Here is a 22,904-nt window from a genome sequence, read left to right as displayed (position 1 = left end):
CGGTGGCCCGGCTGGTCCCCGCTTTGGGCGGCGGGCGCCTCATCGGCACCGTCGGCCGCGCCGACAAGATCCCCGCTGCGCGGGAGAGCGGCTACGACGTCGTGGTCTCCCGGGACGGCGATCCGGCCGAGGCGATCCGCGCCGCCGGCGGCACGGTGGACGTCGTCCTGGACCCCCTCGGCACCACGATGCTGGAGACCGACCTGGCGGTCACCGCGCCGGGCGGGCGCATCGTGCTGTTCGGCAACGCGGGCGGCGGTGAGACGGCCGCGCTGCCCGACCTGCAGCGGCTGCGCGCCGGCAACGTCGCCGTCGCCGGATTCAGCATCAGCTCCCTCGCGGTCACCGCCCCGGACCGCGTGGCGAGGGCGCTGCGCCGCCTCCTCGGCCTCCTCGCGGACGGCCGGCTGACCTTCCCCGTGACCGAGGTCGGCTCCCTCGCCGAGGTCCCCGGCGTCCACCAGCGTCTCGCCGAGGGCCGCGGCACTGGCAAGTACGTCGCGCGTGTGGCGGAATCCTGGGGGAAAGTGGCGCTGCCCGCGGGCCGCTGATGATCGATCGTGCCCCGCGGGTCACAGGTTAAACGGCCGCGCGATCCGGGCACCAGGGTGAAGATGCGCAGGACTCCCCCCACCGAATGGCCTCGTCCACGACCGCGGAACCTGCTGCGCTCGGCCGGGAACGCCGTGCGTCATCCCGGACGGGAGCGGGACATCGTCGTGCAGTCTCTCAAGGCGGCCGGGGCGGCGCTGCTCGCCTGGGTGATCGCAGCCATCTGGCTCGACGCGCCGCTGGCCTACCTCGCCCCCTGGGTCGCGCTGCTGATGGTGAACGCCACCGTCTACCGCTCGATCGTGAAGGGGGTGCGGCAGCTCGCCGCCGTCGTCGTCGGCCTGCTGGCCGCCACGGGCGCCCATCTCCTCGTCGGCGACCGCACCCTGACACTCGCCTCCGTGCTCATCGTGATGACGCCGCTGGCGTACTGGCGCAGGTTCGGCGACGAGGGCATCTACGCGGCCACGACCGCGATCCTGGTGCTCACCTCGGGTGCTCCGTCCGCGCACCAGCTCGTCTCCCGGCTGCTGGAGACCGGGCTGGGCACGCTCGTCGGGGTCGGGGTGAACGCCCTCATCGTGCCGCCGGTCCACCTGCGGGGTGCCCGCCGGACCATCGAGTCCGTCGCCGACGAACTCGCCGGACTGCTCGAAGGAGCGGCCACGGCGCTCCGGGACACCTGGCGAGCGGACACGGCCACCGAGTGGCTCCGCAAGGCCGAGCGGACGTGCGCGCACGCCGAGGACGCCTGGACGGCGATCGAGCGGGGCCGGGAGAGTCTCTGGCTGAACCCCCGCCGGCCGCAGGCCGAGGACCCGGACCCGGATCCGGCGCCCGCCCTGCTGCCGCTGGAGGTCGTCGCCAAGCGCACGGCGAGCCTGCAGCGCACGCTCGTCGACGCCTTCGCCGCCGGCATGCCCGAACCCGGCCGGGAGCTCGTCGCGCTCTACTGTGACGTGCTCGACCACTGCGCCGACACCGTACGGGCGTTCCGGTGCCGGCACTTCGAGACGTCCTGGCCGCCACCGGCCGAGGACGACGCGCTCCGAGAGGCGGACGAACGGCTGCGGGAGCGGCTGCGCGCCCGCCGGTCCGGTGCGGACGGCGGGTCGGCCGACGAGGCCCTGTGCATCCCGATCGACCGGCTCCTCAGCGCGCTCGACGACCTGCTCACCTCCGAGCCCGCCTCCGCAGCGGCGAGCCGGTGACGGGGTCAGCCGGACGACTGGGCCTTCCGCAGCATGGCCAGGTGGTCCTGCAGGTGGGGCAGGGTCTGCTTGGCGAGGGAGACGACCTCCGGCGACGCCCCCTGGGAGACCTGCCGCTTGGTCTTCGCGATCGCGCCCTCGTGCCCGCTGATCATCGTGCTGAGGAAGTCCTGGTCGAACGTCTTGCCCGACTCGTTGCGCATCCGGTCCGCCGCGTTCGTGTCGGCGGGCGCCGGTGTGGTCGGCAGTGACACGCCGAGCCGCCGGGCGGTCGCGACCACCTTCCGGTCGAGGCCGGTGTGGTCCTTCACGAGCTTGCGGCCCGCCTCGCGCACGGCCTTGGTGGCGCCCTTCTTCGCCGCCAGCCCGCCGGCCTCGACCTCCGCGAGGTTCGCCTGGTGGATGTCGGCCAGCCAGGTGCGGTCCTGCTCGGACGGTTGCCCCGTGGCCGCCGGCGACGCCGTCGGGGAGACCGCCGGAGTGGCCGTCCTCGCCGACGGCTGCGCGCCGCCGGCGCCGCAGGCCGTGCCCGCCGCGGCGAGGACGGCCGCCGCCGGTAGCGCGAGCAGGTACCCATGACGCTGCATTGAGTGCCCCCTGTGAGTAGTCACTATGTCACTCATCGTAGTCGACCATCGGCCTGCCCGCGGAGCAACGGCGTCCTGCGGCCGGGGCACGCGCCGGGTTACGCTGGGCGCGGGTCGGACCGGAGGAGAAATAGCGTGAGTGGGGTCGTAACCCTCGCACTGTTGGCGATCCTGCTGGCGTTCATCGCCAGCCGCGCCTTGAAGCGGGTCGGGCTCGGCATGTCCCGGGACCGCGTGATCGGGCTCATGGTCGTCTTCGTGATCGTGGTACTCATGATGTGGGGGCAGCAGGCCGGGAAATAGCGCCGTCCCTGAACCAGAGGTGCCGCCGTGGCGTCATATCGCGTACGGAGCACCCTTCTGCCGGGAGACGATCGATGCCACAAGTCAGCGCGCACGTCAGCGAGACCGCCTGTCATCTGCGCAGACTCGTGGACTTCGCCGAGCCCCGGCCGGAGGACACCTGTCTCGACGTCGGCTGCGGCGCGTCCGGCGTCCTCGGCCCGTGGGTGCGCGAGGTGACCAGCGCGGACGCCGGGGCCGTGCCCGAAGGGCCGTTCACGCTCATCACCGCCCGCCTGACCCCGACGCCGGACGCCGACCCCGTCGCCCTGATCCGGCGGCTCCTCGGCGTCTGCGCCGGACGGCTCGTCCTCGCCGACGTCGTACGGACCCGGGCCGGTGACAGCGGCTGCGTCGAGCGCGTCCGCGACCCGGACCGTACGACGACGCGCACCTTCGGCGAGCTGGCCGACCTCGTGCGCCAGGCCGGCGGCGAGACGCGCCGCTTCGACGTGTTCACGATCGAACGGCCGGTCGAGCCGTGGCTCGCCGCGTCGGGCGGCTCTGACGACGTCCGCGCGGAGCTGACCGCCGAGCTCGACGGCGGGCCGAAGACCGGCGCCCGGCCCCGTCTCATCGGCCGGGAGCTGTGGTTCACCCAGTCGTGGGCGTACGTCGCGGCCGAGCCCGCTCAGCGGGGGTAGCCGGGCGGGAGCAGCACCGCCGCGCCGTTCACCCGGTCCCCGGCCAGGTCCGCCAGGGCGCGGTCCGCCTCGCTCAGGGGATAGGGCGTCACCGTGACCTTCAGCCCGAGCCGGTCGGCGAGCCGGAGGAACTCCTCACCGTCCGCCCGGGTGTTCGCGGTGACACTGCGGAGCCGGCGCTCCTGGAACAGGTGGTCCTGGTAGTTCAGCACCGGAAGGTCGGTCAGGTGGATGCCGGCGATCGCGAGGGTGCCGCCGCGGTCGAGGCGTTCGAGGGCGGCCGGGACGAGCTCTCCGGCGGGCGCGAAGATGATCGCCGAGTCGAGGGGTTCCGGGCTCGGGTCGAACGAGTCCTGCGCCGACGCCGCGCCGAGGTCCAGGGCGAGCCCGCGGGCGGCCGCCGCCCGCGTGAACACGTGCACGACGGCACCCTGGGCGATGGCGACCTGCGCCGCCAGGTGCGCCGACCCGCCGAAGCCCCAGATGCCGAGCCGGCCGGCCGGCGGGACCGCGGCGGCGCGCAGCGCGCGGTAGCCGATGATTCCCGCGCACAGCAGCGGCGCGAGCTCCGCGTCGGGCCGGTCGCCGGGCAGCGGATAGGCGTACGCCTCCGGGGCGACCGCGAACTCGGCGTACCCGCCGTGCGCGTCCCAGCCGGTGTACACGGAGTGGGGGCAGAGGTTCTCGTCGCCGCGCCGGCAGTAGGCGCACATGCCGCAGGTGCCGCGCAGCCACGCGACGCCGATCCGGTCCCCCGCCGCGAACCGGGCCCCCGGGGTGACGACCTCACCGACGATCTCGTGGCCGGGGGTCACCCCGGGCAGGTGCGGCGGCAGGTCTCCCTCCGCGACGTGCAGGTCGGTCCGGCACACGCCGCAGGCGCGGACGCGCAGCAGCACCTCCCCGGCCCCGGGCTCGGGGACCGGCCGGTCGACCGCCCGCAGCGGCCCGGTCCCGATCGGCCCGGGCGCGCGGACCCCCCACGCCAGCACGCCTCCAGATTAGTTTCCGCCGCGCGGGAAAGCGGCGACCGGCCGCGGGTGATACCCAGTGACCGCCATCCGCGCCATGGAAAGGCACCTGATGACAGGGGACCCCCCACCCGCCCCGGCTGAGCGCTTCGACGACGTCTTCGACGCGCACTTCGCCGAGATCCACCGGTACGCGGCCAAACGGCTCGGCCCGGACGCCGCCTCCGACGTCGCGGCGCAGACGTTCCTGGAGGCGTTCCGGCAGCGCCGGCGCTACGACCCGGCTCGCGGGAGCGTGCGCACCTGGCTGTACGGCATCGCGACCAAGGTCGTCGGCCGGCACCAGCGGGCCGAGACGCGCGCGCTGCGGGCGCGCGCCCGCCTCGGCCCCGGCCGCGACGCCGAAGGGCACGCCGACCGGACCGACGAGCGGGTCAGCGCCGAGGGCCTCCGTGGCGAGCTCGCCGGGGCGATCGCGGCGCTGCCGCGCGGCCAGCGCGACGTGCTGCTGCTCGTCGCCCTGGCCGACCTCAGCCACGAAGAGGTCGCGGCGGCGCTGGGGATCTCCTATGGCACGGTCGGCTCCCGGCTGAGCCGTGCCCGAACCAAACTGCGCAAGGCGCTCGGCGGGACCAACCCGATGCTCACTCTGGAGGAACAACATGGATGAGGTGCGGATGGTCCGGGACGCCTACCCCGAGCCCGCCCCGCCCACCGGCCGCGAGATCGCCCGGGCGAAGGCACTGCTGACCAGGCCGCCGCGCCGTACGGCGCCCCGCCTGTGGTGGGGCCTCGGCGGCGTCGTCGCGGCGGGCGCGGCCGCGACCGTGGCCATCACGCTCGTCGGCGGCAACACGCCCTCCGGGGGCCACACGCCCGCAGCGTCCGGCACGGTGCGACTCGACGCCAAGAGCGCCTTCCTCGCGGCGGCGACGAAGGCCGAACAGCAGGCGACCGGCAATTACTGGTACGTCGACATCATCGACGGCCAGTCCTACATCATGCGGCCGAAGACGGGAACCTACGCGATCACCGGAGCGACCACGGAGCAGTTCATCTGGCACGGCGCGAAGCGCGGCATGGGCGAGGCCTACTACGGCCGTGATCTTCCGGCTCACCCGGTGACCACGCAGGATCAGGCGCTGTGGCGCAAGGCCGGGTCGCCGAAGAGCTTCCACGTCTGGTCAGGCGATCATCACTACACCTACTCCGCCAAGGGGACGAAGTGGAGCGCGGACGGCCCGGAACGCGGGTTCGTCCCCAAAGGCGGCGGCGAGTTCATGGGTCAGTCGACCGCGAAGCTCCAGAACCTCCCGACCGACCCCACCGAGCTCGCCCAGATGTTCCTGAGCGAGTCGGCGTTGGATCCGAAGAAGATGGGTCTGCCGCGGAAGCCGTCGCCGACCGCGGTGGCCAACGGGAAGATGCAGAAGGTGGCGGCCCTGGTGGGGTGGACTCCGACGCCGCCGAAGGTCCGGGCGGGCCTGATGCGGGCGCTGGCCGCCCAGCCGGGCGTCCACGCGATCGGGCACGACACCGACCCGCTGGGTCGCCGGGGCGTCGCGCTGGCCGCCGGCGAGATGACGGCGACGAGGACCGGCGAGTACGGCGGCCCGAAGGCCGAGCAGGGGACCTACAGCTGGCGCAAGGTCGACATCTTCGACGAGCGCACCGGTGCGCTGCTGTCCGTGCAGACCGAGCTGACCAAGCCCGGCGGCCCGTACGCGGAGATGAAGCCGGGCTTCATCATCGACTACCAGGCCAACCGCTCGGCGGGTTGGAGTGGCACCAAGCCGACGCCGCCGCCCACGCTGCCGTTCGACCTGCGTTAGAAGACGCGCATCGGGCCTGGAGGCCGTCCCTGCGGACGGCGTCCAGGCCCGAGGTGGTTCAGGTGGACTTCAGGGGGATCTCGAACCAGACGGCCTTGCCGTCGCTGGTGGGGCGGGAGCCCCAGCGGGCGGCGAGCTGGTCGACGAGGTAGAGGCCACGGCCGCCCTCGTCGGTCTCCCCCGCGCTCCTGATGCGGGGCAGCCGCATGTCCTTGTCCAGCACCTCCACCCACGCGGCCTTCTCACCGCGCCGCAACCGGAGGGTGAACTCCTTGGTCGCGGGCTCGCGTCGGCTCAGGTCGGGCAGGTCCCAGGAGTCGTCGAGACCACCGGGGCCGTCGAGGCCCAGCGCGCCCTCGAGCACGAACTCGCGCCGGGGGGCGGGGGTGTTGGCCGCGTGCAGCACGACGTTGGTGACGACCTCGGAGACCAGCAGGCAGGCGAGCTCGGACTGCTCGTCCAGCATGCCCCAGTCGGCGAACGTCTCGGCGGCGAGCCGGCGCGCCTCGGACACCATGATCGGCTCGGCGGGGAAGGTGCGCTCCTCGAACCGGAGCCGGGTCGGCGCGGTGCGCACCACCACGATGGCCACGTCGTCGTCGATGTCGCCGGGCACCGCGTCGTACGCCGCGTTGGCGATCGCCTCGACGCCGCCGCGCGCGGCCCTGCGGACGGCGTCGTACAGCAGCTCCCGGGCCTCCTCGCGGCTGTGGTAGTCGCCGTCCTCCTTCGGGCGGCGCTCGATCAGGCCGTCGGTGTAGAGGACGAGGGTGCTGCCGGGCGGTAGCTCGCGGGTCTCCTCTTCGTACCGGATGTCGCCGCCCAGGCCCGGCTGGCGGACGCCGAGCATGGCGCCCCGGCCGGTGGCCTCGAGCTCCCCCACCTCGCCGTCGAGGACCAGCAACGGCGGCTGGTGGCCGGCGTTCGCGAAGGACAGGATCCGGGACCAGGCGTCGTACACGAAGTAGGTGACGGAGACCAGTGGGGTCTCCTCGCCCTCGGCCGCGTCGCCGGAGCCGGCCGGGGTGCTCATCGTGCGCACCCATTCGTCCAGCTTCGTGAGGATGTCGGCCGGCGGCTTGTCGTCCTGCGCGAACGCGCGCAGCGCGGCCCGCAGCTGGCCCATGACGGCGGCGGCGCGGGCGCCACGGCCCTCGACGTCGCCGATGACCAGGCCGACCCGGCCCGCCGACAGCGGGATCACGTCGTACCAGTCGCCGCCGACCTGCGTCTGGATGCCCTGGCCGTGCGACTCCAGGGGGCGGGCCGGTTCGTACCGCCAGGCGATCTCCAGGCCGTCGGGGGTCGGCGGCCGGTCGCCCGGCAGGAGGTGCTTCTGGAACGCCAGGGCGGTCTCCCGCTCCTCCTCGAACAGCATCGCGTTGTCGATCGCGAGGGCGACCCGGCTGGCGATGGCGCCGATGAGGTCACGGTCGAACCCGTCGTAGTGCGGGTCGGGCCGGACGGTGACGCCGGACAGGGCCAGGCTCATCACGCCCAGCAGCTCGCCGCGCGCGAGCAGCGGAGCGGAGATGATCGAGGTCACGCCGACCTCCTCGGCGAGCCGCTTGCTCGCCGGGGTCGGCGCCTTCATGTAGTCGGCGATGACGTCCTCGACCAGCACCGCGTCCCGCCGGGTCATGGCCTTGGCGTTGAAGTGCCCGGCGGGGTACTCCACCGTCTCGCCGACGTCGGCCCACGTGCCCGGCGGCGGGGTCCAGTCGGCGGCGTGCCGGGACACCCGGCGGACGAGCTTGTCCCCGCTGAACAGGTCGATGAAGCAGTGGTCGGCGAACTGCGGGACGAGCGTGTCGGCGACACGCCGCAGCGTCTGCGGCAGCTCCAGCGAGGCGGCCAGCCGCTCACCGACCCGCTCCAGCAGGCCGTAGCGGTCCTGGTCGCGCTGGTTGCTGCGCAGCGCCTCCCGGCCGAAGATGACGATGCCCTCGATGCCGCCCGAGGGATGGCGCAGGGGCACGGCGTACGCGCGGGTGTAGATGGTGCCGCCGTCGGCCCGGACGTTGCAGAAGGTCCCCTCCCACACCGCGCCGCGCAGCACCCGCCGGGCCAGGTCCTTGGCCTGCTCGTGATCCTCCTCGGCGACGCCGAGCGAGAGCCACGACCGGCCGATGTACTCCGGGCCGCCGAAGCCCAGCAACGTCTCGGTGAAGGCGTTGGTGTACAGGACGTTGCCGAACCGGTCACAGACGACGACCGCCATCTCGACGGCGTCCAGGACGGTCTTCGGCGGCAGGAGAGCGTCGATGGGCGGATCACCCCTACGCTTCATGGGCCTGTCACCTTGCGATCGCTCACTCGGCCCCCCGGATATGGTCCCCCCGGACTATTGAACGACGAACGCCGCACCGGGATACGTCGAACCGGCAACTCAGCGCTTCGAGACGAAGACGTGAGCGGCGACACGATGCGGAATCTCAGTGGAACGGCTGTCGGCTGCGTCGTCACAGGTCACTCGAATGCCTTCGTCGGCGGCCGCAAGCGTCACCTCTCGTCCCGGTTGAATCCCGATCTCCTTGAGCCTGAGCATCAGCGCGCGATCGCCCTGCACCTGCTCGCTGATCCGCTGGACGACCACGGGCACTCCGGTCGCGGTCGCGACCTCGGTCATCAGCGCCAGCGGCTCCGCCGTCCGCGGGTCGGCCCACGCCTCGACGTCGGCACCGAGCTCGGCCAGGCCGGGGATGGGGTTGCCGTGCGGGCACGTCGACGGGCCGTCGAGCAAGGTGACCAGGCGCCGCTCGACCTCCTCCGACATCACGTGCTCCCAGCGGCACGCCTCGACGTGGACGTCCTCCCAGGGCAGGCCGATGACGTTGACCAGCAGGCACTCGGCGAGACGGTGCTTGCGCATGACCCGGACGGCCAGCGACCGGCCGGTGTCGGTGAGCTCCAGGTGACGGTCGCCCTCGACCTTGAGCAGTCCGTCGCGCTCCATCCGCGCCACCGTCTGGCTGACCGTCGGACCGCTCTGCGACAACCGCTCGGCGATACGCGCGCGAAGCGGGACGATGCCCTCCTCTTCGAGCTCGAAGATCGTCCGGAGGTACATCTCCGTGGTGTCGATCAAGCCGTGTGCGGTCAAGGCTTCCTCCAGTCTCGCCCCATGCTACGGCGGATCAGCGACGGTTGGGGAACCGAAGACGACGGGGGACGATGCTCCTACGCTTTTGTTACGAACGTTCCGCGCGGACCCGGTCTTCCCCTACGGGCACGGGCCGCGCGACCTGGGGAGATTGGCCGCGCGATGACACGTTTCGAGGGAGCCGAGCACTACGTCCCGGCGGGGGCGGACCTCGACGGTCTGCGCCGTGCCGTCCAGGACTGCCGGGGCTGTGACCTGTACGAGCACGCCACCCAGGCGGTTCTCGGGTCGGGCGTCGCGGCCGCGCGGGTGGTGCTGGTCGGCGAGCAGCCCGGCGATCAGGAGGACCGGCAGGGCGCGCCGTTCGTGGGCCCGGCCGGCCGGCTGCTGGACAAGGCGCTGGCCGAGGCGGGCATCGAGCGAGGTGACGCGTATGTCACCAACTCGGTGAAACATTTCAGATTCAACCAGTCGGGGCCCGGCAAGCGCCGCATCCACCAGACGCCCGACGCCGCCCACATCACGGCGTGCAGGCCGTGGCTCACCTCCGAGCTGCGGATCATCGACCCGGAGGTGATCGTCATTCTCGGCGCGACGGCCGGCAAGGCGCTCCTGGGCCCTTCGTTCCGGGTGACGAAGCAGCGCGGCCAGTTGATCCCGCGGCCGCCGCTGGACGACGAGTCGGCCACGCAGAACGGCTTCTACGTCCCGACCGTCCACCCGTCGGCCGTCCTGCGCGCCGACGACCGCGACGCGGCGTTCGCCGGCCTGGTCGCGGACCTGAAGGTCGCCGCCCAGGTCCTCCACTAGACGGTCAGCCGGACAAGGCGCCGCCGAAGGCGGCTTTGACGGCGGACAGACCGGCCGCCTTCCCGCCGAACACCGTCATGCCCGCGATGCCCTGCCCCGGATAGACCGAGACGCCGCCGTCGCCGCCGTTCTCGCCTGGGGTGCCGACGGTGAGGTCGAGCCTCGTGTCGCCGTCGAGGTCGGCCAGGGACAGCGCGGCGCCGTACCGGTCGCCGGTCTCCGCGACGCCCGGCACGCCCTCGGTGTCCTGACTGAACGACGAGGAGCCCGCGCCGAGGCTCCAGTGGGCGTCACCGCGCAGGACGGTGACGGCCCCGGCGTTCCGGCGCTCGCCGATCGCCTCGCCGGGCGCGCCGACCACCACGTCCGCGCGCCCGTCACCGTCGCGGTCGCGGGCGACGACCGCCGCACCGAACTCGTCCCCCGTCTCGCCCTTTCCGGGCACGCCCTCGGTGTCCTGCCCGTACGCCCGGGGATGGCCCAGGTCACCGCCCGGGTAGACCTTCACGAGACCGCCGTGCGCGCCGCCGGGGTCGCCCGCGACGACGTCGCCGCGCCGGTCCCCGTTCACGTCGGCGATCGCGAGGCCGCCGGTGGACCCGACGCTCGCCGTTCCCGGCACCGGGCGCAGGCCGGTCCGCGATCCGTGGAGGAGCCGGAGGACGCCGTCGGCGTTCCAGGCCGCGTCCGCGTACCCGTCACCGTTCAGGTCCCCGGCCGCGATCGCGACCCGGCGGGACGCGTGGCCCTTGACGGTGGTCACGATCTTCGGGACGCCGGCGGTGAAACCGATGATCAGGAGCGCGGAGTTCCCCGCCGCCAGGAGGTCGGGACGCCCGTCGTGGTCGACGTCGCCGACCGCCAGGGCCCGGCCCGCCCCGTCGCCCGGGGTCAGGACGGCCCGGCGGCTCAGGCCGGACCGGGTCCCGCCGAAGATCTCGATCGTGCCGTGGCCGGGCGCGCCCACGGCCAGGTCCGTACGGCCGTCCCCGTCGAAGTCCGCGGTCACGACGGCCGTCCCGAACGCCCCGCCGGACCGGAGCGGCGCGAGGACCTGGTGGTGCCCGAGGTCGACGCCGTTCCGGGAGCCGTACACGACCGTCACCCGGCCGCCGCCGCTCGCGGCCGGCGCCCCGATCACCAGGTCGCCGTAACCGTCTCCGTCGAGGTCGGCGACTCCAGGGGTACGGGCGGCGGCGTGGGCGGGGGCCGCGCCGAGCGCCGCGGGCAGGCCGATCAGGGCGAGCGTCATCGCCGCTCGCATGCGTCGTCGCATGAGGGTCCTCGGTTCCGGGCGGGTCGGAAGATCACGTAGGCGGTGCGAACGGTAGTGCGCCGGCCCCTCCCGGGCAATGCCCCGCCGCGGCGAGTCCCTCCCCTGTTCGGATCTTCGTCCCGGTCATCCGTCGGTCGTGTACCGGAGGAAGGAGGGGACGGCCAGCCCGACGAGGACGACGAGGATCGCGCAGGCGAGGCCGCCGCCGACCCAGGAGGCGGTCGCGCCGGCCGCGGCGCCCACGGCCCCGGCGCGCAGGTCGCCCAGCCGGGGACCGCCCGCGACGACGACCGTGAAGACCCCCTGCAGGCGGCCGCGCATCTCGTCCGGGGCGTACGTCTGCAGGATCGTCTGCCGGAACACCGCCGACACGAGGTCGGCCGCGCCGCCGAGGGCGAGGAACAGCAGCGCCAGCCACAGCGCGTGCGCGAGCCCGGCCGCCGCGACGGCCAGCCCCCAGGCCGCGATCACGGCGATCAGGGCGATGCCCTGGCGGCGGATGCGGCCGATCCAGCCGGACATGAGGCCGCCGAGGACCGCGCCGACGGCGATGGCCGCGACGAGCCAGCCGACGGCCTGCTCACCGCCGAACCGGGTGTCGGCGACCTCGGGGAACAGCGCCCGCGGCATGGCCACGCCCATCGCGATGATGTCGACGACGAACGACATCATCAGCACCGGGCGGGTGCCGAGGAACCGCAGGCCCTCGAAGACCGAGCGCAGCCCGGGACGGCGGCCGGTCTCGTCGCCGAGGGGCGGCATCGCCGGCAGGCGGATCGCGGCGTACAGGCCGACCGTGAACAGCGCGGCGTCGAGGCCGTACGCCAGCGCGTACCGGCCGCTGCCGATCACGACACCGGCCAGCACGGGGCCGATGAAGGTCGCGGTCTGGGACGCGGTGAAGTTCAGGGTGTTGGCCGCCGGGACGAGCGTGACCGGCAGCAGACGCGGGATCACGGCGCCCCGCGTCGGCGAGGTGATCGCGAACCCGACCGACTGGACGACGACCAGCCCGATGATCAGTGGAACGTTCCCGACGTGGAGGAGCGCCTGGAGGAACAGGCCCAGAGTCGACGCCCACGTGACGAGGGACGCCAGGACGAGCAACCGCCGGCGGTCCATGGCGTCGGCGACCGCGCCGCCCCAGAGCCCGAAGACGATCAGCGGTACGAGGTTGGCCGGGCCGAGCAGTCCCACCCACAGCGAGGACTTCGTCAGGGTGTACACCTGGACGGAGATCGCCACCGAGGTCAGCTGGAAGCCGGTGAACGAGACGGCCTGCCCGAGCCACAGCCGCCGGAACGCCGCGTGGCTCAGGGGACGCGTGTCGATCGCCGCCCGCCGCGCCAGCCCGCGCAGCCGCGAGGTCCGGGCGGGTCGCGAAGCCGCGGCGGGGGCGTCCTCGGTCAGAGAGTCGAGCTCGGAGGAAGAGGAGGGGGGATCGGGGTTGGGACTCACGGCCTAAGTCTCTCGATGACCCATTCGCCCTCTTCGTTCGGGTGGGCGCGCCGGTAGCGGAGCCGGTCGTGCAGGCGGTTCGTACGGCCCTGCCAGAACTCCACGGTCGCCGGGAGCACCCGGTAACCGCCCCAGAAGTCCGGCATGGGCACCTCGTCCGGCCAGCGCGCGGCGAGTTCGGCGTACCGGCTCTCCATCTCGCTCCGGCCGGCGACGACCGCGGACTGGTACTCGCTCGCCCAGGCCCCGATCTGCGAGCCGTGCGGGCGGCTGCGGAAGTACTCCTCTGACTCCTCCCGCGACAACCGCTCGGCGACGCCCTCGACGATCACCTGGCGGCGCAGCGGGTGCCAGGGGAACAGCAGGGCGACGCGAGGGTCGGTGGAGATCGCCTGCGCCTTGCGGGACCGATGGTTCGTGAAGAAGCGGAATCCTTCCGGGCCGTACCCCTTCAGCAGGACCGTCCGCGCGCTCGGCCGCCCGTCGGCGTCGACGGTGGACAGGACCATGGCGTTCGGCTCGGGCAGGCCCGCCCCGACGGCGTCGGTGAACCAGGTTCCGAACTGCGTCAGGGGGTCGGCCGCGAGGTCGCGGGCATGTAGGCCCACACCGGCGTAGGACTCACGGAGGGCGGCGACATCAAGGTGCTCCACGACAGGACATCCTCTCGCGAGAGACCATGGACGACGAGACAAGGTTCCCGCGAGAGTTGCTCAAACGGAAAGAATTGCGCATCTCACACCCCCCCGGGTACGGCTCACGGAGGATGAAGCGGTTCAATTACCAGTTGGCGCTGTACATCAAGGGGACGAAAGGCAGGACAGAACATGTCCGACTTCAAACCCGGCCTCGAGGGCGTAGTCGCCTTCGAGACTGAGATCGCGGAACCGGACAAGGAGGGCGGCGCTCTCCGGTACCGGGGAGTCGACATCGAGGATCTCGTTGGCCGCGTCTCCTTCGGTGACGCGTGGGGGCTGCTGGTCGACAACAGCTTCACCCCCGGGCTCACTCCGGCCGAGCCTCACGTGCTGCCCGTGCACTCCGGTGACGTCCGCGTCGACGTCCAGAGCGCGCTGCCGATCATCGCTCCGGCGTACGGCATGCGCCCGCTGCTGGACATCAGCGACGAGCAGGCCCGCGAGGACCTCGCCCGCACGTCCGTGACCGCCCTGTCGTTCGTGGCGCAGAGCGCCCGCGGCCTCGGCCTGCCGATGGTCTCGCAGAACCGCGTGAACGAGGGCAAGACGATCACGGAGCGGTTCATGATCCGCTGGCGTGGCGAGCCGGACCCGAAGCACGTGAAGGCCATCGACGCGTACTGGGTCTCCGCCGCCGAGCACGGCATGAACGCCTCCACCTTCACCGCCCGCGTCATCGCCTCCACCGGCGCCGACGTGGCGGCCTCGATCTCCGGCGCCATCGGCGCGATGTCCGGCCCGCTGCACGGCGGCGCCCCGGCCCGCGTGCTGCCGATGATCGAGAAGGTCGAGCAGCTCGGTGACGCCCGCAAGGTCGTGACCGACATCCTGGACAACCACGAGCGCCTCATGGGTTTCGGACACCGCGTCTACCGCGCCGAGGACCCGCGCGCCCGCGTGCTGCGCCGTACCGCCAAGGAGCTGAACGCCCCGCGGTACGAAGCGGCCAAGGCGCTGGAGGACGCCGCCCTCGCCGAGCTGCGCGAGCGCCGTCCCGACCGCGCGATCGAGACGAACGTGGAGTTCTGGGCCGCGGTGATCCTCGACTTCGCCGAGGTTCCGCCGCACATGATGCCGGCCATGTTCACCTGCGCCCGCACCGCGGGCTGGGCCGCGCACATCCTGGAGCAGAAGCGCACCGGCCGTCTGGTCCGCCCGAGCGCCCACTACGTCGGCCCGGCGTCCCGCCCGGTCACCGACGTCGAGGGCGCCTCGGAGGTGCTGGACCGGCACTGAAGGAGTCCGGCTCCGTACGGCCCGTGATGCCCCCGGCACCACGGGCCGTTTCTGCGGGAGGGAGGAGCTGACCGTGTACACCGGTCCCCGCGACGAGGAGCCCGACGAGCGCGACGTCGAGCTGCTGCGGTACGAACGCGAGCGGCGCGAGCGAGCCCGGCGGCGCGACGCGGTCTCCTGGCGGATCATCGCCTGGGTGATGGCCGGGGCCCTGGCCCTGCTGGCGTACGACTCCGGCGGCGCGGCACTGGACGCCCACCGCGCGGGCCGCCCGTGGCTGTACCCGGCGACCGTCTCCGTCGCCTGCGCCCTCGGCCTCCTCGCCCTGATCGCCTGGGCCCTCCGCCGCCGCTGAACCGGGCGGACCCGGCCCGGCTCGGTGTCTCAACCTGTGGAAAAGTCCGCTGCGGATCGCCGATGCTGAACTAGTCTTACTGCACGTGACCGACATCGTGATCCCCGACAGCCTCAAGCCCGCCGACGGCCGCTTCGGCTCCGGGCCGTCGAAGGTCCGCCTCGAGCAGCTCGCCGCGCTGGCCGAGTCCGGCGGCACCTACCTCGGCACCTCGCACCGGCAGCGGCCGGTCAAGTCCCTCGTGGGGCGGGTCCGCGAAGGTCTGGCGCGGCTGTTCTCGCTGCCCGACGGCTACGAGGTCGTGCTGAGCAACGGCGGCACCACGGCGTTCTGGGACGCCGCCGCGTTCGGGCTCGTACGGGAGCGGTCCCAGCACCTGGTGTTCGGCGAGTTCTCCTCGAAGTTCGCCAAGGTCACGAAGAAGGCGCCCTGGCTGGCCGACCCGTCGGTGATCCAGAGCGAGCCGGGGTCGCGCCCGTCCCCGGTGGGGGACGACACGGTCGACGTGTACGCCTTCACCCACAACGAGACCTCCACCGGCGTCGCCATGCCGATCGAGCGGCCGTCGGGCTCCGGCCTCGTTCTCGTCGACGCCACCAGCGGCGCCGCCGGCCTGCCGGTCGACGTGGCCGAGACCGACGTCTACTACTTCGCGCCGCAGAAGGGCTTCGCCTCCGACGGCGGGCTCTGGCTGGCGCTGATGTCCCCGGCCGCGCTCGCCCGGGTCGAGGAGATCGCCGCGTCCGGCCGCTACATCCCGGACTTCTACGACCTGACGGTCGTGGTGAACAACTCCCGCAAGGACCAGACGTACAACACCCCGGCGGTGGCCACCCTGCTGCTCATGGCCGAGCAGGTCGAGTGGTTCCTGGAGCACGGCGGCCTGGAGTGGTCGACCGGCCGCAGCGCCGACTCCGCGCGGCGTCTCTATACCTGGGCGGAGAAGACCTCCTACACGACCCCGTTCGTCGCCGACCCCGCCCACCGCTCCAACGTCGTCGGCACGATCGACTTCGAGGGCGTCGACGCCGCCGAGGTCGCGAAGGTGCTGCGCGCCAACGGCATCGTCGACACCGAGCCGTACCGCAGCCTGGGTCGCAACCAGCTGCGCATCGCGATGTACCCGGCGATCGACCCGGACGACGTCGAGGCGCTCACCGCCTGCATCGACCACGTCGTCGAGCGCCTCTGACGCGACGAATGGGCCTCCCCGACACCGCTCCGCCCGCGACGACCGGCCCGGAGCGGCCCCTCTCTCCTACCCGCCGGCTGCTCGGCTCGTCGGCATGGGCCTGTGCGATCCCCGTCCTGTTCGTTCTCGGCGCGTTGCTCGCCCAGTACCCGCACGGCCTGATCGTGGTCGGCGTGATCGTTGCACTCGCGGCCTGGGCCACCGCCGCGGTCCTCACCGGCGGCATCTGGCACCGCGCGGGCGCCGCCGTGCTGGTCTCCTGCAGCGGCCTGGCGCTGACGCTGTTCGCCGGCCCCGGCCTCTACGAGGCGTACATGAAGGCCGTCGGCGACCCGGCGCCCGCCGTCGTCACCAAGGTCGTCGACCGGGACGGCCGGCGCGGCGCGGACCTGTTTTGCACCGTGGTCGAGCCGACCGGCACCGTCCACGTGGTCTCCCAGCAGGAGAACTGCTTCGACCACATCAGGCCCGCGCAGCGCGTCACCATCCGCAAGGACCCCCTGGGCCTGCTGGACCCGCGCCTGCCCGACGGCCCCGACCAGCCCCCGCTCGAAGTCACCGTGTGGATCGCCACGGGCCTGTTCGTCCTGACCGGTGCCACGGTCTTCTACGCCGGCCAGCGCCGCCGCCCCGCCAAGACCGCCTGATCGTCAATCCGTCCGTCCATGGACGCCCGCGTCCGGATGCCATGAGGTGACCAGCCGCGACTTGCCGACGCGACGTCGCCCGCGCATCAACAACGCCCGCCCCGACCGCCCGCCCCGACCGCCCGGCTCGGCCGCCGCGGGCGACCCGGCCCAGCATTCGATCCAGCGCCGCGAGTTCGCGCCGCCGCCCGATGAAGCACGCCGACTTCACCGCCGCAGCGACCACGACGCCGCCGCTCTGGGCACGTTGCCGCCGTTGTCGACGATCGAAGACCGATTCGCCGGATTCCTTACGGCACCAGCGACGTCAAAGCGGCTGATCGATCCGGCCAGACCGCGCAGCACGGGGTGGGGCGCGCGCCGCAACCGCCCGCCTCGGCAGCCGGCGGTCGCGTTGGGCGCTGTCCCCTCAGGAGGGAGAAGTGGCTCTTGGCGCAGTTTCCGTGATGCCTGCGGCTCGCCGTTGGCTGGGGCGTTCCACCTGCACAGTGCGGGGTTGGTGCGGGGTTGGTTCTGGCAGGCGCCGGGGATGGCGGCCTGTTTTCCAGGGGCGTCTACCCAGACGAGAGGATTCTTCCCTCAGTGGACGGCGACGGGAACAAGGTGGCCCCGGGCGGTGCCCGCTCTGCCCGAGATAGTGCGTTGTGTCCCTGAGCGTGCGGCGATGACGACGAGCCACCATCACAAGATCTGAGCCAGCGCCCCCAGCCGTTCTCACACAAACCGCTCCTCCGCTGCGAGTTCTCCCAGCAAAGCGGAGATCGTTCAGGCACTTCGTGTGCGAAAAGACGAGGCACTCACCCGGGCGTTCGCTTCGCCGCGGGCGTCCAGCCGGTGACGGGAGCAGCCCCTCTCCCCTACCCGCCCATGCGGCTTTCTTCTTCCCTCAGATCGAAGGCATCCCGGGCGCGCGTGATGGCGGGCATGTTCGCCGAGGCCCATGCCAGCAAAACGTCGATGGGAGGCCGCAGGGTCTTGCCGAGTGGCGTGATCCGGTACCTGATCGCCACCGGGCGGGTGGAGACGACCTCGCGCTCGACCACGCCGTTCCGCTCGAGTCGCCGAAGTGTCGCGGTCAGCGACTTCTGCGTGACCTGCGGGATGGCCCGGCGCAACTCGTTGAAGCGGCACGGGCGTTCGCACAGTTCGCTGAGCACACTGAGCGACCACTTGTCGAGGACTTGGTCGAGCAGCTCGCGATGCGTCGGGCCGATGAGGAATTCGTCCTCGGTATCCATGGGGAAACCTGGTCTCGTTGAAGTGTCCTTCTTCTACTAAGTAGCTTACGGATACCTAGATCAGAGGGGAACACCGATGACCGTCCAGCACTTCACGCCGGAAGGCATGCTGCAGCCGACTCCGTATCACCACGTGGCCGTCGGCACGGGCTCGACGCACATCCACGTCAGCGGGCAGGTCGCACGCCGGGCCGATGGGACCCCGGTCGCACCCGGCGACCTGGCCGGGCAGGTCGCCCAGGCATTGCGCAACATCTCCGTCGGGCTGGCGGGCGCGGGAGCATCGTTCGCAGACGTGCTGCGGCTGACGTTCTACGTGACCCGATGGAGCCCGGAGAAGATCGGCGACTTCATGGCCGGTGTCGAGGCCGTCGCCGATGAGATCGGGCTCCGGCTTCCCATGCCGCCGGCCTCCTTGATCGGTGTCGAGTACCTCTTCGAGCCGGATGTGCTCGTCGAAGTCGAAGCGACTGCGCTGCTCGACTGACGCCCCCGACCCGCTGTGAACCACTGGCATCCACTGCTCTTAGGGGGCAGTAGATGCCAGTGATCATGTCGGCCGGACACCGGGCGCCCTCCTCAGCTCCAGGTACCGCTCGTGGAAGTCCCGCGCGTGGCCGGTCTCCGGGTAGCGGGCCGTCAGCGCCGCGTCCAGATCCCCCGCGCGCGAGCGCAGGGATTCGAAGACGCGTGACGATTCCAGTGCGGTGACGCCGGCTGCCGCGGCCGCATCCGGAGCGCCGAGGTGGCAGAGCGCGATCCCCAGGTCGATCCGTGCGATGGCCACGTGGCCCGGCGACGGATCCGATGACGGGGTCGCCTCATGAACGGCCACCGCGCGTTCCGCATGACGTTCGGCCTGCTCGTAGTCCTCCAGCCAGATGAACGCCGAAGCGGGGTAGGCCGTCACGGCGTACTCGGCCAGCGGACCGGTGTCCATGCCGAAACGGGTCGGCGGCTCGGTGGGCAGACGGTTGTGCAGCTCTTCGGCTCCTCGGAGCAGGTCCTCGCACTCGGCCCGATGCCCGAGGCGGGCATGGGCCCGCGCCGCCTTGGCGCGGAGGCGGACGGCGATGGGGTGGTCGTCGGGGGCTCGGGCGATGCCCTTGTGGGCGGCGGTGACGGCGTGCTCGGGGCGGTCGGTGTAGGTGGCGATGGAGGCGAGGGCGTCGGCGGCCCAGGCGCACAGCTCGTCGTGGCCGGCCTGGTCGGCGTGTTCGAAGGAGTCGATCGCGTACGCCTCGGCGGTCAGCGGATGGCCCAGGTCGTGGGCGAGCCAGGCGAGCAGCTCCGACAGCCACGCCGCCCAGACGTACAGCTCACGCCCTTCCTTGAGCGTGTGCGGACCCCGGATCAGTTCGTGCACGCGGGCCCGGTACGCGCGGGCGACCGCGAAGACCTCGGCGGGCGGCTCGCTCGTATAGGACCGGTCGATGGCGGCCACGGCCGCCTGAAGATGATCGAAGGTCCCGGCGCCGACCGCGGAGGCTCCGGCGAGCCGGGTGAACTCCATCGCCTCGGTGGCGGCCTCTCCCAGCACCGCGGCCATCGCGGCGGGCGCGACCGACGCGGCCAGGCCAAGGCGGAGGGCGTCGCGGCGCTTCGTGGCACCCACCTCCTCCCACCCCGAGCCTGCGCCGCCTCCGCCGTACCCGGCCAGGCCCAAATCCGGCGGCGGCCGGAACAGCTCCTCCTCGGTCGTGTCGAACGCCGTGGCGTAGGCCGCCGTCCAGTCGCGAGGGAAGTGCTCGCCCTTCTCCCAGCCGAGGATCTGCCGGACGAGCGAGGTCACGGGCGGGTACGGCCGGCCGGTGGCCTTCAGCAGCCGGCGCGCCATCTCGTGCTTGTTCCACCCCCGCCGCTCCCGTTCCGCTCGTAACCGCGCCGCCCACCACGGCAGCGTCTCCGCACCGGCCACGGCCTTCTCCTCCTGATCGACCCCCGATGACCCGGACACACGGACAGTGTCCGGGTGGTGTCGCCCAGTATCGGTCTTCTGTGGTCCCTCCGCAGAGACTTCACTCAACGTCATCAGCGAACACGAGAGGTGACGTCGCGATGACAGGTTCTCCCCCTACGGGTCCGGTGACTCCGGCGTCCGTCGACGCGCGTACGGCGCAGCTCACCGGGCGGCTGGCGGACGCGCTGACGGCGCGCGGGCTGCGGGCCCGCGTCGCGCAGGGCGCCCGGGTGCTGGCGAGCAATCCCGCCGGTGAGCCGCCGGACGACGACCACCACGCGAAGATCCTCAGCCCCGGTCTGCGGCAGACCGTGGTGTGCGGGGCCGACCGCGACGGGCGGCTCCTGTGGTTCTGGCAGTGGTCCGGTCCGACCCGCGAGTCGCCGCCGGAGTACGAGCCGCTGTGCGCGGCGGACGAGATCTCCCACGCGGCGGACAGGATCGCCGGGGTCCTGCGGGTCGTGGAGGGCCGGTGACGCGCTCGGCGGGCCGTACCCGGCGGCGTCCCCGGACGCCGGGCGGCGCGGGCCGGAACCTGCACGCGGAGACGGTCGCGGCGAGCCTGCAGGGCATGTACGGCGGGTGGGTGATCATCTGGTCGGCCTGGCGGCAGGCGTTCACCGCGTTCTGCGCGATCGGCGCCGATCCGCTGATCATCGACGAGACGTCCGTGTCCCGGCTGCTGCAGCGGATCGGCGAGGTCGAACTGGAGGTGAGGACGCCCGGGCGGCCGTCGTCTCGGGCGTGAGGCGTGGCGGTGCGGCCGGTGCGAGGTTCTCGTCCGGCCAGGCGGGTGCCGCGCCGCATCCGGCGCGGCACCCGGCCCGCGAACCCTCAGAGCTCCGGGGGTGGGGCGGCGGCGTGGCCGGCGTCGGGCGGGCCCCACGGCAGGCCGTGGCGCTCGCAGGCGCGGCGCAGCTCGCCCAGGTCCGGTGGGAAGGACACCCTCCGCAGCACCCGGCCCACCGGGCTCCACACGACGAGGCGCGGCGCCTCGGACTCGTCGATGCCGACGCCGCCGAGCGCCTGCCGTGTCACGCTCCACTCGGTCCGTCCGAGACGCGTCACCGAGGAGATCCCCGACGCGGAGACGCGCAGCTGCGGGCGGTTGCGGTCGTACAGCCAGGTGCCCGCGAGCCCGAGGACCAGGCCGGTCGGCGCGGACCACGACAGCGCGGTCCAGAACCCGCCGAGGTCGCCGCGCAGCCAGATCGACCCGAGGACGGCGACGAGCTCGCACAGCGTCGCGGTGACCGCGTAGGCGAGCACGCGGGTGCGCCGGGGCACGTCGAGCTGGACCGCGGGCAGGGTCTCGGTGTCCTCCTCCGCGTCGATCATCGAGGAGGGTTCGAGGGCCGTCTCGATGCGGGTCATGGAGCCGTGGAACGCCGCGTTGACGTACGCGTCGTACTCCGCGTCGGTGATCGGCAGCCGCATCCGGCGCGCCGACTCCCGCAGGTCCGTCCGGGAGATGCGCAGCATCGACAGCGGCGCGGCGAGGAACTCGTCGCCGTCGTCGTCGTACATCCGCAGCCAGGCGTGGCCGTCCACGGTGAGGAGCTCCATGCCGCCGATGCGGTCGCGCGGCATCCGCAGGATGACGTCGCCCGCGCCGTCGGCCCAGCCGATCCCGTCCTCGTCGACGACGAGGCGGCCGCCGGGCACGCGCGCGAAGATGTCCGGCAGCCCGGCGAGGCCGTACTGGGACGGCCGGCGCACACCCTGGTCAGGGGTGACGACCTGGTAGCCGCGCTCGCTGAGCGCGTGCGTGAGCTGGAAGGCGTCCAGGCCCTGAGCGGGGAGCCGGGCCAGGACCTGCAGCCGGTGCCCGAAGACCGTGACGACGGTGTGCCGGCCGGTCAGCGTGCCCGACGCGGGGTCGACGGCCGTGCCCGGGCCGACGACGACGGCGGCGACGTGGTCGGCGCGGACCCGCCACTCGGCGACCGTGGCGTGCCGGACCCGCAGCTCCGTCGGGGTGATGGACCAGGTCAGCGGGGCGCTGCCCAGCCGGCGGCGGCGGGCGCCGAGGACCGCGACCGCGCCGACGACCGCCCACAGGCCGCCCATGACCCGGTCGCCGAGGCCGAGCGCACCGCCGAGGGCGATCCGGGCGAGCATCGTCAGGGCCAGCAGCGCGAGGAGGATCCCGAGCGCCACCGCACGGCGCCGGCCCGTGACCGTGTTGCCGAGCGTGGCGGGCGTGCTCTGGAGGGCCGGGTGCGGCTCGTGCGCGACGGCCAGCAGCGTCGCCTCCTGGTCGCGCAGGCGCTGCTCGGCGCGGCGGCCGAGCGCGCGCGGCGCGTCCTCCTCCGACGGCAGGTCGCCCTCGTCGAACACCGAACGGTCGCCGTCGATCACGTGCGTGGTGATGCCGAGTCGGCGGGCCGTCATGTAGAACGTCAGCGGGTCGAAGCCCATCTCCGTGAGAGTCCCGGCCGTCGTCGAGCCGAACCGGTGAAAGATCGTCAGGACCTCGTCGTCCGCTGTGACCGAGAACTCCTCGATCCGGTCACGTTCGTACGTCTCGACCACTGAGCCGTCGGCCGCGAGGCGTTCGAGGCCCGCGGCGGACAGACGCCAGACGCCGGGGCGGCGGGCCCGCAGGCCGAGCAGCCACGGCATCACGTTGCAGGCGACGATCGCGCCCATCCACGCGGCGGGATTCGGGATGGGCAGCAGGGCCACCAGCAGGGACAACAGCGCGAACGGGCCGGGGGCGACAGGACGCGGCCGCCGTACGGGGGCCCGAAGGCCGATCAGCTCGAGGTCCACGAGAAGAGATCGTGACA

At 72.8% G+C, this 22,904-nt stretch carries 24 protein-coding genes; 14 read left to right on the top strand and 10 right to left on the bottom strand.

Features of this window, described 5'->3' with window-relative positions; genetic code table 11:
- The first annotated feature begins 2 nt into the window (after positions 1-2).
- Both NE235_RS04045 and NE235_RS04040 read left to right on the top strand, forming a co-directional pair.
- Positions 3-551 (top strand): zinc-binding dehydrogenase, encoded by a 549-nt coding sequence (locus NE235_RS04045; RefSeq protein WP_252799452.1) that lies wholly within the window; start codon positions 3-5, stop codon positions 549-551.
- A 168-nt stretch (positions 552-719) separates the two neighbouring features.
- The gene (locus tag NE235_RS04040) at positions 720-1,763 is read left to right on the top strand and encodes an FUSC family protein (RefSeq protein ID WP_252799450.1); all 1,044 of its coding nucleotides are present in this window, start codon (positions 720-722) and stop codon (positions 1,761-1,763) included.
- Positions 1,764-1,768: 5 nt separating this feature from the next.
- On the opposite strand, the gene NE235_RS04035 is transcribed toward NE235_RS04040, so the two are convergent.
- On the bottom strand, positions 1,769-2,350 hold the full coding sequence (locus tag NE235_RS04035; RefSeq protein ID WP_252799448.1) for a DUF4142 domain-containing protein: 582 nt from the start codon (positions 2,348-2,350) through the stop codon (positions 1,769-1,771).
- 135 nt (positions 2,351-2,485) lie between these two features.
- On the opposite strand from NE235_RS04035, the gene NE235_RS04030 reads away from it, so the two are divergent.
- Both NE235_RS04030 and NE235_RS04025 read left to right on the top strand, forming a co-directional pair.
- Positions 2,486-2,653, top strand: coding sequence for a hypothetical protein (locus NE235_RS04030; RefSeq protein ID WP_252799446.1), 168 nt, complete (start codon positions 2,486-2,488; stop codon positions 2,651-2,653).
- 74 nt (positions 2,654-2,727) lie between these two features.
- Positions 2,728-3,336 carry a class I SAM-dependent methyltransferase gene (locus NE235_RS04025; RefSeq protein ID WP_252799445.1) on the top strand — a complete coding sequence of 203 codons (609 nt, stop codon included), beginning with the start codon at positions 2,728-2,730 and terminating at the stop codon, positions 3,334-3,336.
- Here the strand turns inward: NE235_RS04025 and NE235_RS04020 are convergent.
- Positions 3,324-4,328, bottom strand: coding sequence for a zinc-dependent alcohol dehydrogenase family protein (locus tag NE235_RS04020; protein WP_252799443.1), 1,005 nt, complete (start codon positions 4,326-4,328; stop codon positions 3,324-3,326). The two genes, NE235_RS04025 and NE235_RS04020, sit on opposite strands and share 13 nt — an antisense overlap.
- A gap of 91 nt (positions 4,329-4,419) precedes the next feature.
- On the opposite strand from NE235_RS04020, the gene NE235_RS04015 reads away from it, so the two are divergent.
- Both NE235_RS04015 and NE235_RS04010 read left to right on the top strand, forming a co-directional pair.
- Complete coding sequence (locus tag NE235_RS04015; RefSeq protein ID WP_252799441.1) at positions 4,420-4,977, top strand: RNA polymerase sigma factor; 558 nt, start codon at positions 4,420-4,422, stop codon at positions 4,975-4,977.
- Positions 4,970-6,139, top strand: a complete 1,170-nt coding sequence (locus tag NE235_RS04010) for a CU044_5270 family protein (protein ID WP_252799439.1) — start codon at positions 4,970-4,972, stop codon at positions 6,137-6,139. Before NE235_RS04015 ends, NE235_RS04010 begins: the two co-directional genes overlap by 8 nt.
- A gap of 58 nt (positions 6,140-6,197) precedes the next feature.
- On the opposite strand, the gene NE235_RS04005 is transcribed toward NE235_RS04010, so the two are convergent.
- Together NE235_RS04005 and NE235_RS04000 are read right to left on the bottom strand one after the other, a co-directional pair.
- On the bottom strand, positions 6,198-8,429 hold the full coding sequence (locus NE235_RS04005; protein ID WP_252799437.1) for an ATP-binding SpoIIE family protein phosphatase: 2,232 nt from the start codon (positions 8,427-8,429) through the stop codon (positions 6,198-6,200).
- A 99-nt stretch (positions 8,430-8,528) separates the two neighbouring features.
- Positions 8,529-9,242 (bottom strand): metal-dependent transcriptional regulator, encoded by a 714-nt coding sequence (locus NE235_RS04000; protein ID WP_289848106.1) that lies wholly within the window; start codon positions 9,240-9,242, stop codon positions 8,529-8,531.
- Between the two features lie 162 nt (positions 9,243-9,404).
- On the opposite strand from NE235_RS04000, the gene NE235_RS03995 reads away from it, so the two are divergent.
- A complete protein-coding gene (locus tag NE235_RS03995) occupies positions 9,405-10,052 on the top strand; it encodes a UdgX family uracil-DNA binding protein (protein ID WP_252799435.1) in 648 nt (215 codons plus the stop codon).
- 4 nt (positions 10,053-10,056) lie between these two features.
- Here NE235_RS03995 and NE235_RS03990 read toward each other — a convergent pair whose 3' ends face one another.
- From NE235_RS03990 to pdxH, 3 genes are all read right to left on the bottom strand, one after another.
- Complete coding sequence (locus NE235_RS03990) at positions 10,057-11,328, bottom strand: FG-GAP and VCBS repeat-containing protein (protein WP_252799433.1); 1,272 nt, start codon at positions 11,326-11,328, stop codon at positions 10,057-10,059.
- 123 nt (positions 11,329-11,451) lie between these two features.
- On the bottom strand, positions 11,452-12,786 hold the full coding sequence (locus tag NE235_RS03985; RefSeq protein WP_252799431.1) for an MFS transporter: 1,335 nt from the start codon (positions 12,784-12,786) through the stop codon (positions 11,452-11,454).
- A complete protein-coding gene (gene pdxH, locus NE235_RS03980; RefSeq protein WP_252799430.1) occupies positions 12,783-13,439 on the bottom strand; it encodes a pyridoxamine 5'-phosphate oxidase in 657 nt (218 codons plus the stop codon). Before pdxH ends, NE235_RS03985 begins: the two co-directional genes overlap by 4 nt.
- Before the next feature lie 174 nt (positions 13,440-13,613).
- Between pdxH and NE235_RS03975 the strand changes: the two genes are divergently transcribed.
- From NE235_RS03975 to NE235_RS03960, 4 genes are all read left to right on the top strand, one after another.
- Positions 13,614-14,720, top strand: a complete 1,107-nt coding sequence (locus NE235_RS03975) for a citrate synthase 2 (RefSeq protein ID WP_252799428.1) — start codon at positions 13,614-13,616, stop codon at positions 14,718-14,720.
- Between the two features lie 73 nt (positions 14,721-14,793).
- Positions 14,794-15,075, top strand: coding sequence for a hypothetical protein (locus NE235_RS03970; RefSeq protein ID WP_252799426.1), 282 nt, complete (start codon positions 14,794-14,796; stop codon positions 15,073-15,075).
- Positions 15,076-15,160: 85 nt separating this feature from the next.
- Positions 15,161-16,267 (top strand): phosphoserine transaminase, encoded by a 1,107-nt coding sequence (gene serC, locus NE235_RS03965; RefSeq protein ID WP_252799424.1) that lies wholly within the window; start codon positions 15,161-15,163, stop codon positions 16,265-16,267.
- A gap of 8 nt (positions 16,268-16,275) precedes the next feature.
- Positions 16,276-16,914: a hypothetical protein gene (locus NE235_RS03960; protein ID WP_252799423.1), complete on the top strand. Its 639-nt coding sequence runs from the start codon at positions 16,276-16,278 to the stop codon at positions 16,912-16,914.
- 857 nt (positions 16,915-17,771) lie between these two features.
- On the opposite strand, the gene NE235_RS03955 is transcribed toward NE235_RS03960, so the two are convergent.
- Entirely contained in the window at positions 17,772-18,152 is a 381-nt protein-coding gene (locus tag NE235_RS03955) for a winged helix-turn-helix transcriptional regulator (RefSeq protein ID WP_252799421.1), read from the bottom strand.
- Positions 18,153-18,228: 76 nt separating this feature from the next.
- On the opposite strand from NE235_RS03955, the gene NE235_RS03950 reads away from it, so the two are divergent.
- Entirely contained in the window at positions 18,229-18,639 is a 411-nt protein-coding gene (locus NE235_RS03950; protein ID WP_252799420.1) for a RidA family protein, read from the top strand.
- 63 nt (positions 18,640-18,702) lie between these two features.
- Here the strand turns inward: NE235_RS03950 and NE235_RS03945 are convergent, their stop codons facing one another.
- Complete coding sequence (locus NE235_RS03945; RefSeq protein ID WP_252799419.1) at positions 18,703-20,109, bottom strand: hypothetical protein; 1,407 nt, start codon at positions 20,107-20,109, stop codon at positions 18,703-18,705.
- Positions 20,110-20,210: 101 nt separating this feature from the next.
- Here NE235_RS03945 and NE235_RS03940 point away from each other — a divergent pair, with 101 nt between their 5' ends.
- Both NE235_RS03940 and NE235_RS03935 read left to right on the top strand, forming a co-directional pair.
- On the top strand, positions 20,211-20,588 hold the full coding sequence (locus tag NE235_RS03940; protein ID WP_252799417.1) for a hypothetical protein: 378 nt from the start codon (positions 20,211-20,213) through the stop codon (positions 20,586-20,588).
- Entirely contained in the window at positions 20,585-20,860 is a 276-nt protein-coding gene (locus NE235_RS03935) for a hypothetical protein (RefSeq protein WP_252799415.1), read from the top strand. Before NE235_RS03940 ends, NE235_RS03935 begins: the two co-directional genes overlap by 4 nt.
- A gap of 86 nt (positions 20,861-20,946) precedes the next feature.
- Here NE235_RS03935 and NE235_RS03930 read toward each other — a convergent pair whose 3' ends face one another.
- Positions 20,947-22,887: a hypothetical protein gene (locus tag NE235_RS03930; protein WP_252799414.1), complete on the bottom strand. Its 1,941-nt coding sequence runs from the start codon at positions 22,885-22,887 to the stop codon at positions 20,947-20,949.
- Positions 22,888-22,904: the final 17 nt, after the last annotated feature.

It is taken from the genome of Actinoallomurus spadix (genome assembly GCF_024055725.1).
Classification (GTDB): Bacteria; Actinomycetota; Actinomycetes; order Streptosporangiales; family Streptosporangiaceae; genus Actinoallomurus; species Actinoallomurus spadix.
Note: the sequence above shows the minus strand (reverse complement) of the source record. Positions and strands in the feature narration are given on the sequence as shown.

Coding starts and splice junctions, on each gene's coding strand:
- NE235_RS04035 (WP_252799448.1), bottom strand. CDS start 2,350: ATGCAGCGTCATGGGTACCTGCTCGCGCTACCGGCGGCGGCCGTCCTC.
- NE235_RS04025 (WP_252799445.1), top strand. CDS start 2,728: ATGCCACAAGTCAGCGCGCACGTCAGCGAGACCGCCTGTCATCTGCGC.
- NE235_RS04015 (WP_252799441.1), top strand. CDS start 4,420: ATGACAGGGGACCCCCCACCCGCCCCGGCTGAGCGCTTCGACGACGTC.
- NE235_RS04010 (WP_252799439.1), top strand. CDS start 4,970: ATGGATGAGGTGCGGATGGTCCGGGACGCCTACCCCGAGCCCGCCCCG.
- NE235_RS04005 (WP_252799437.1), bottom strand. CDS start 8,429: ATGAAGCGTAGGGGTGATCCGCCCATCGACGCTCTCCTGCCGCCGAAG.
- NE235_RS03995 (WP_252799435.1), top strand. CDS start 9,405: ATGACACGTTTCGAGGGAGCCGAGCACTACGTCCCGGCGGGGGCGGAC.
- NE235_RS03990 (WP_252799433.1), bottom strand. CDS start 11,328: ATGCGACGACGCATGCGAGCGGCGATGACGCTCGCCCTGATCGGCCTG.
- NE235_RS03975 (WP_252799428.1), top strand. CDS start 13,614: ATGTCCGACTTCAAACCCGGCCTCGAGGGCGTAGTCGCCTTCGAGACT.
- NE235_RS03960 (WP_252799423.1), top strand. CDS start 16,276: ATGGGCCTCCCCGACACCGCTCCGCCCGCGACGACCGGCCCGGAGCGG.
- NE235_RS03955 (WP_252799421.1), bottom strand. CDS start 18,152: ATGGATACCGAGGACGAATTCCTCATCGGCCCGACGCATCGCGAGCTG.
- NE235_RS03950 (WP_252799420.1), top strand. CDS start 18,229: ATGACCGTCCAGCACTTCACGCCGGAAGGCATGCTGCAGCCGACTCCG.
- NE235_RS03940 (WP_252799417.1), top strand. CDS start 20,211: ATGACAGGTTCTCCCCCTACGGGTCCGGTGACTCCGGCGTCCGTCGAC.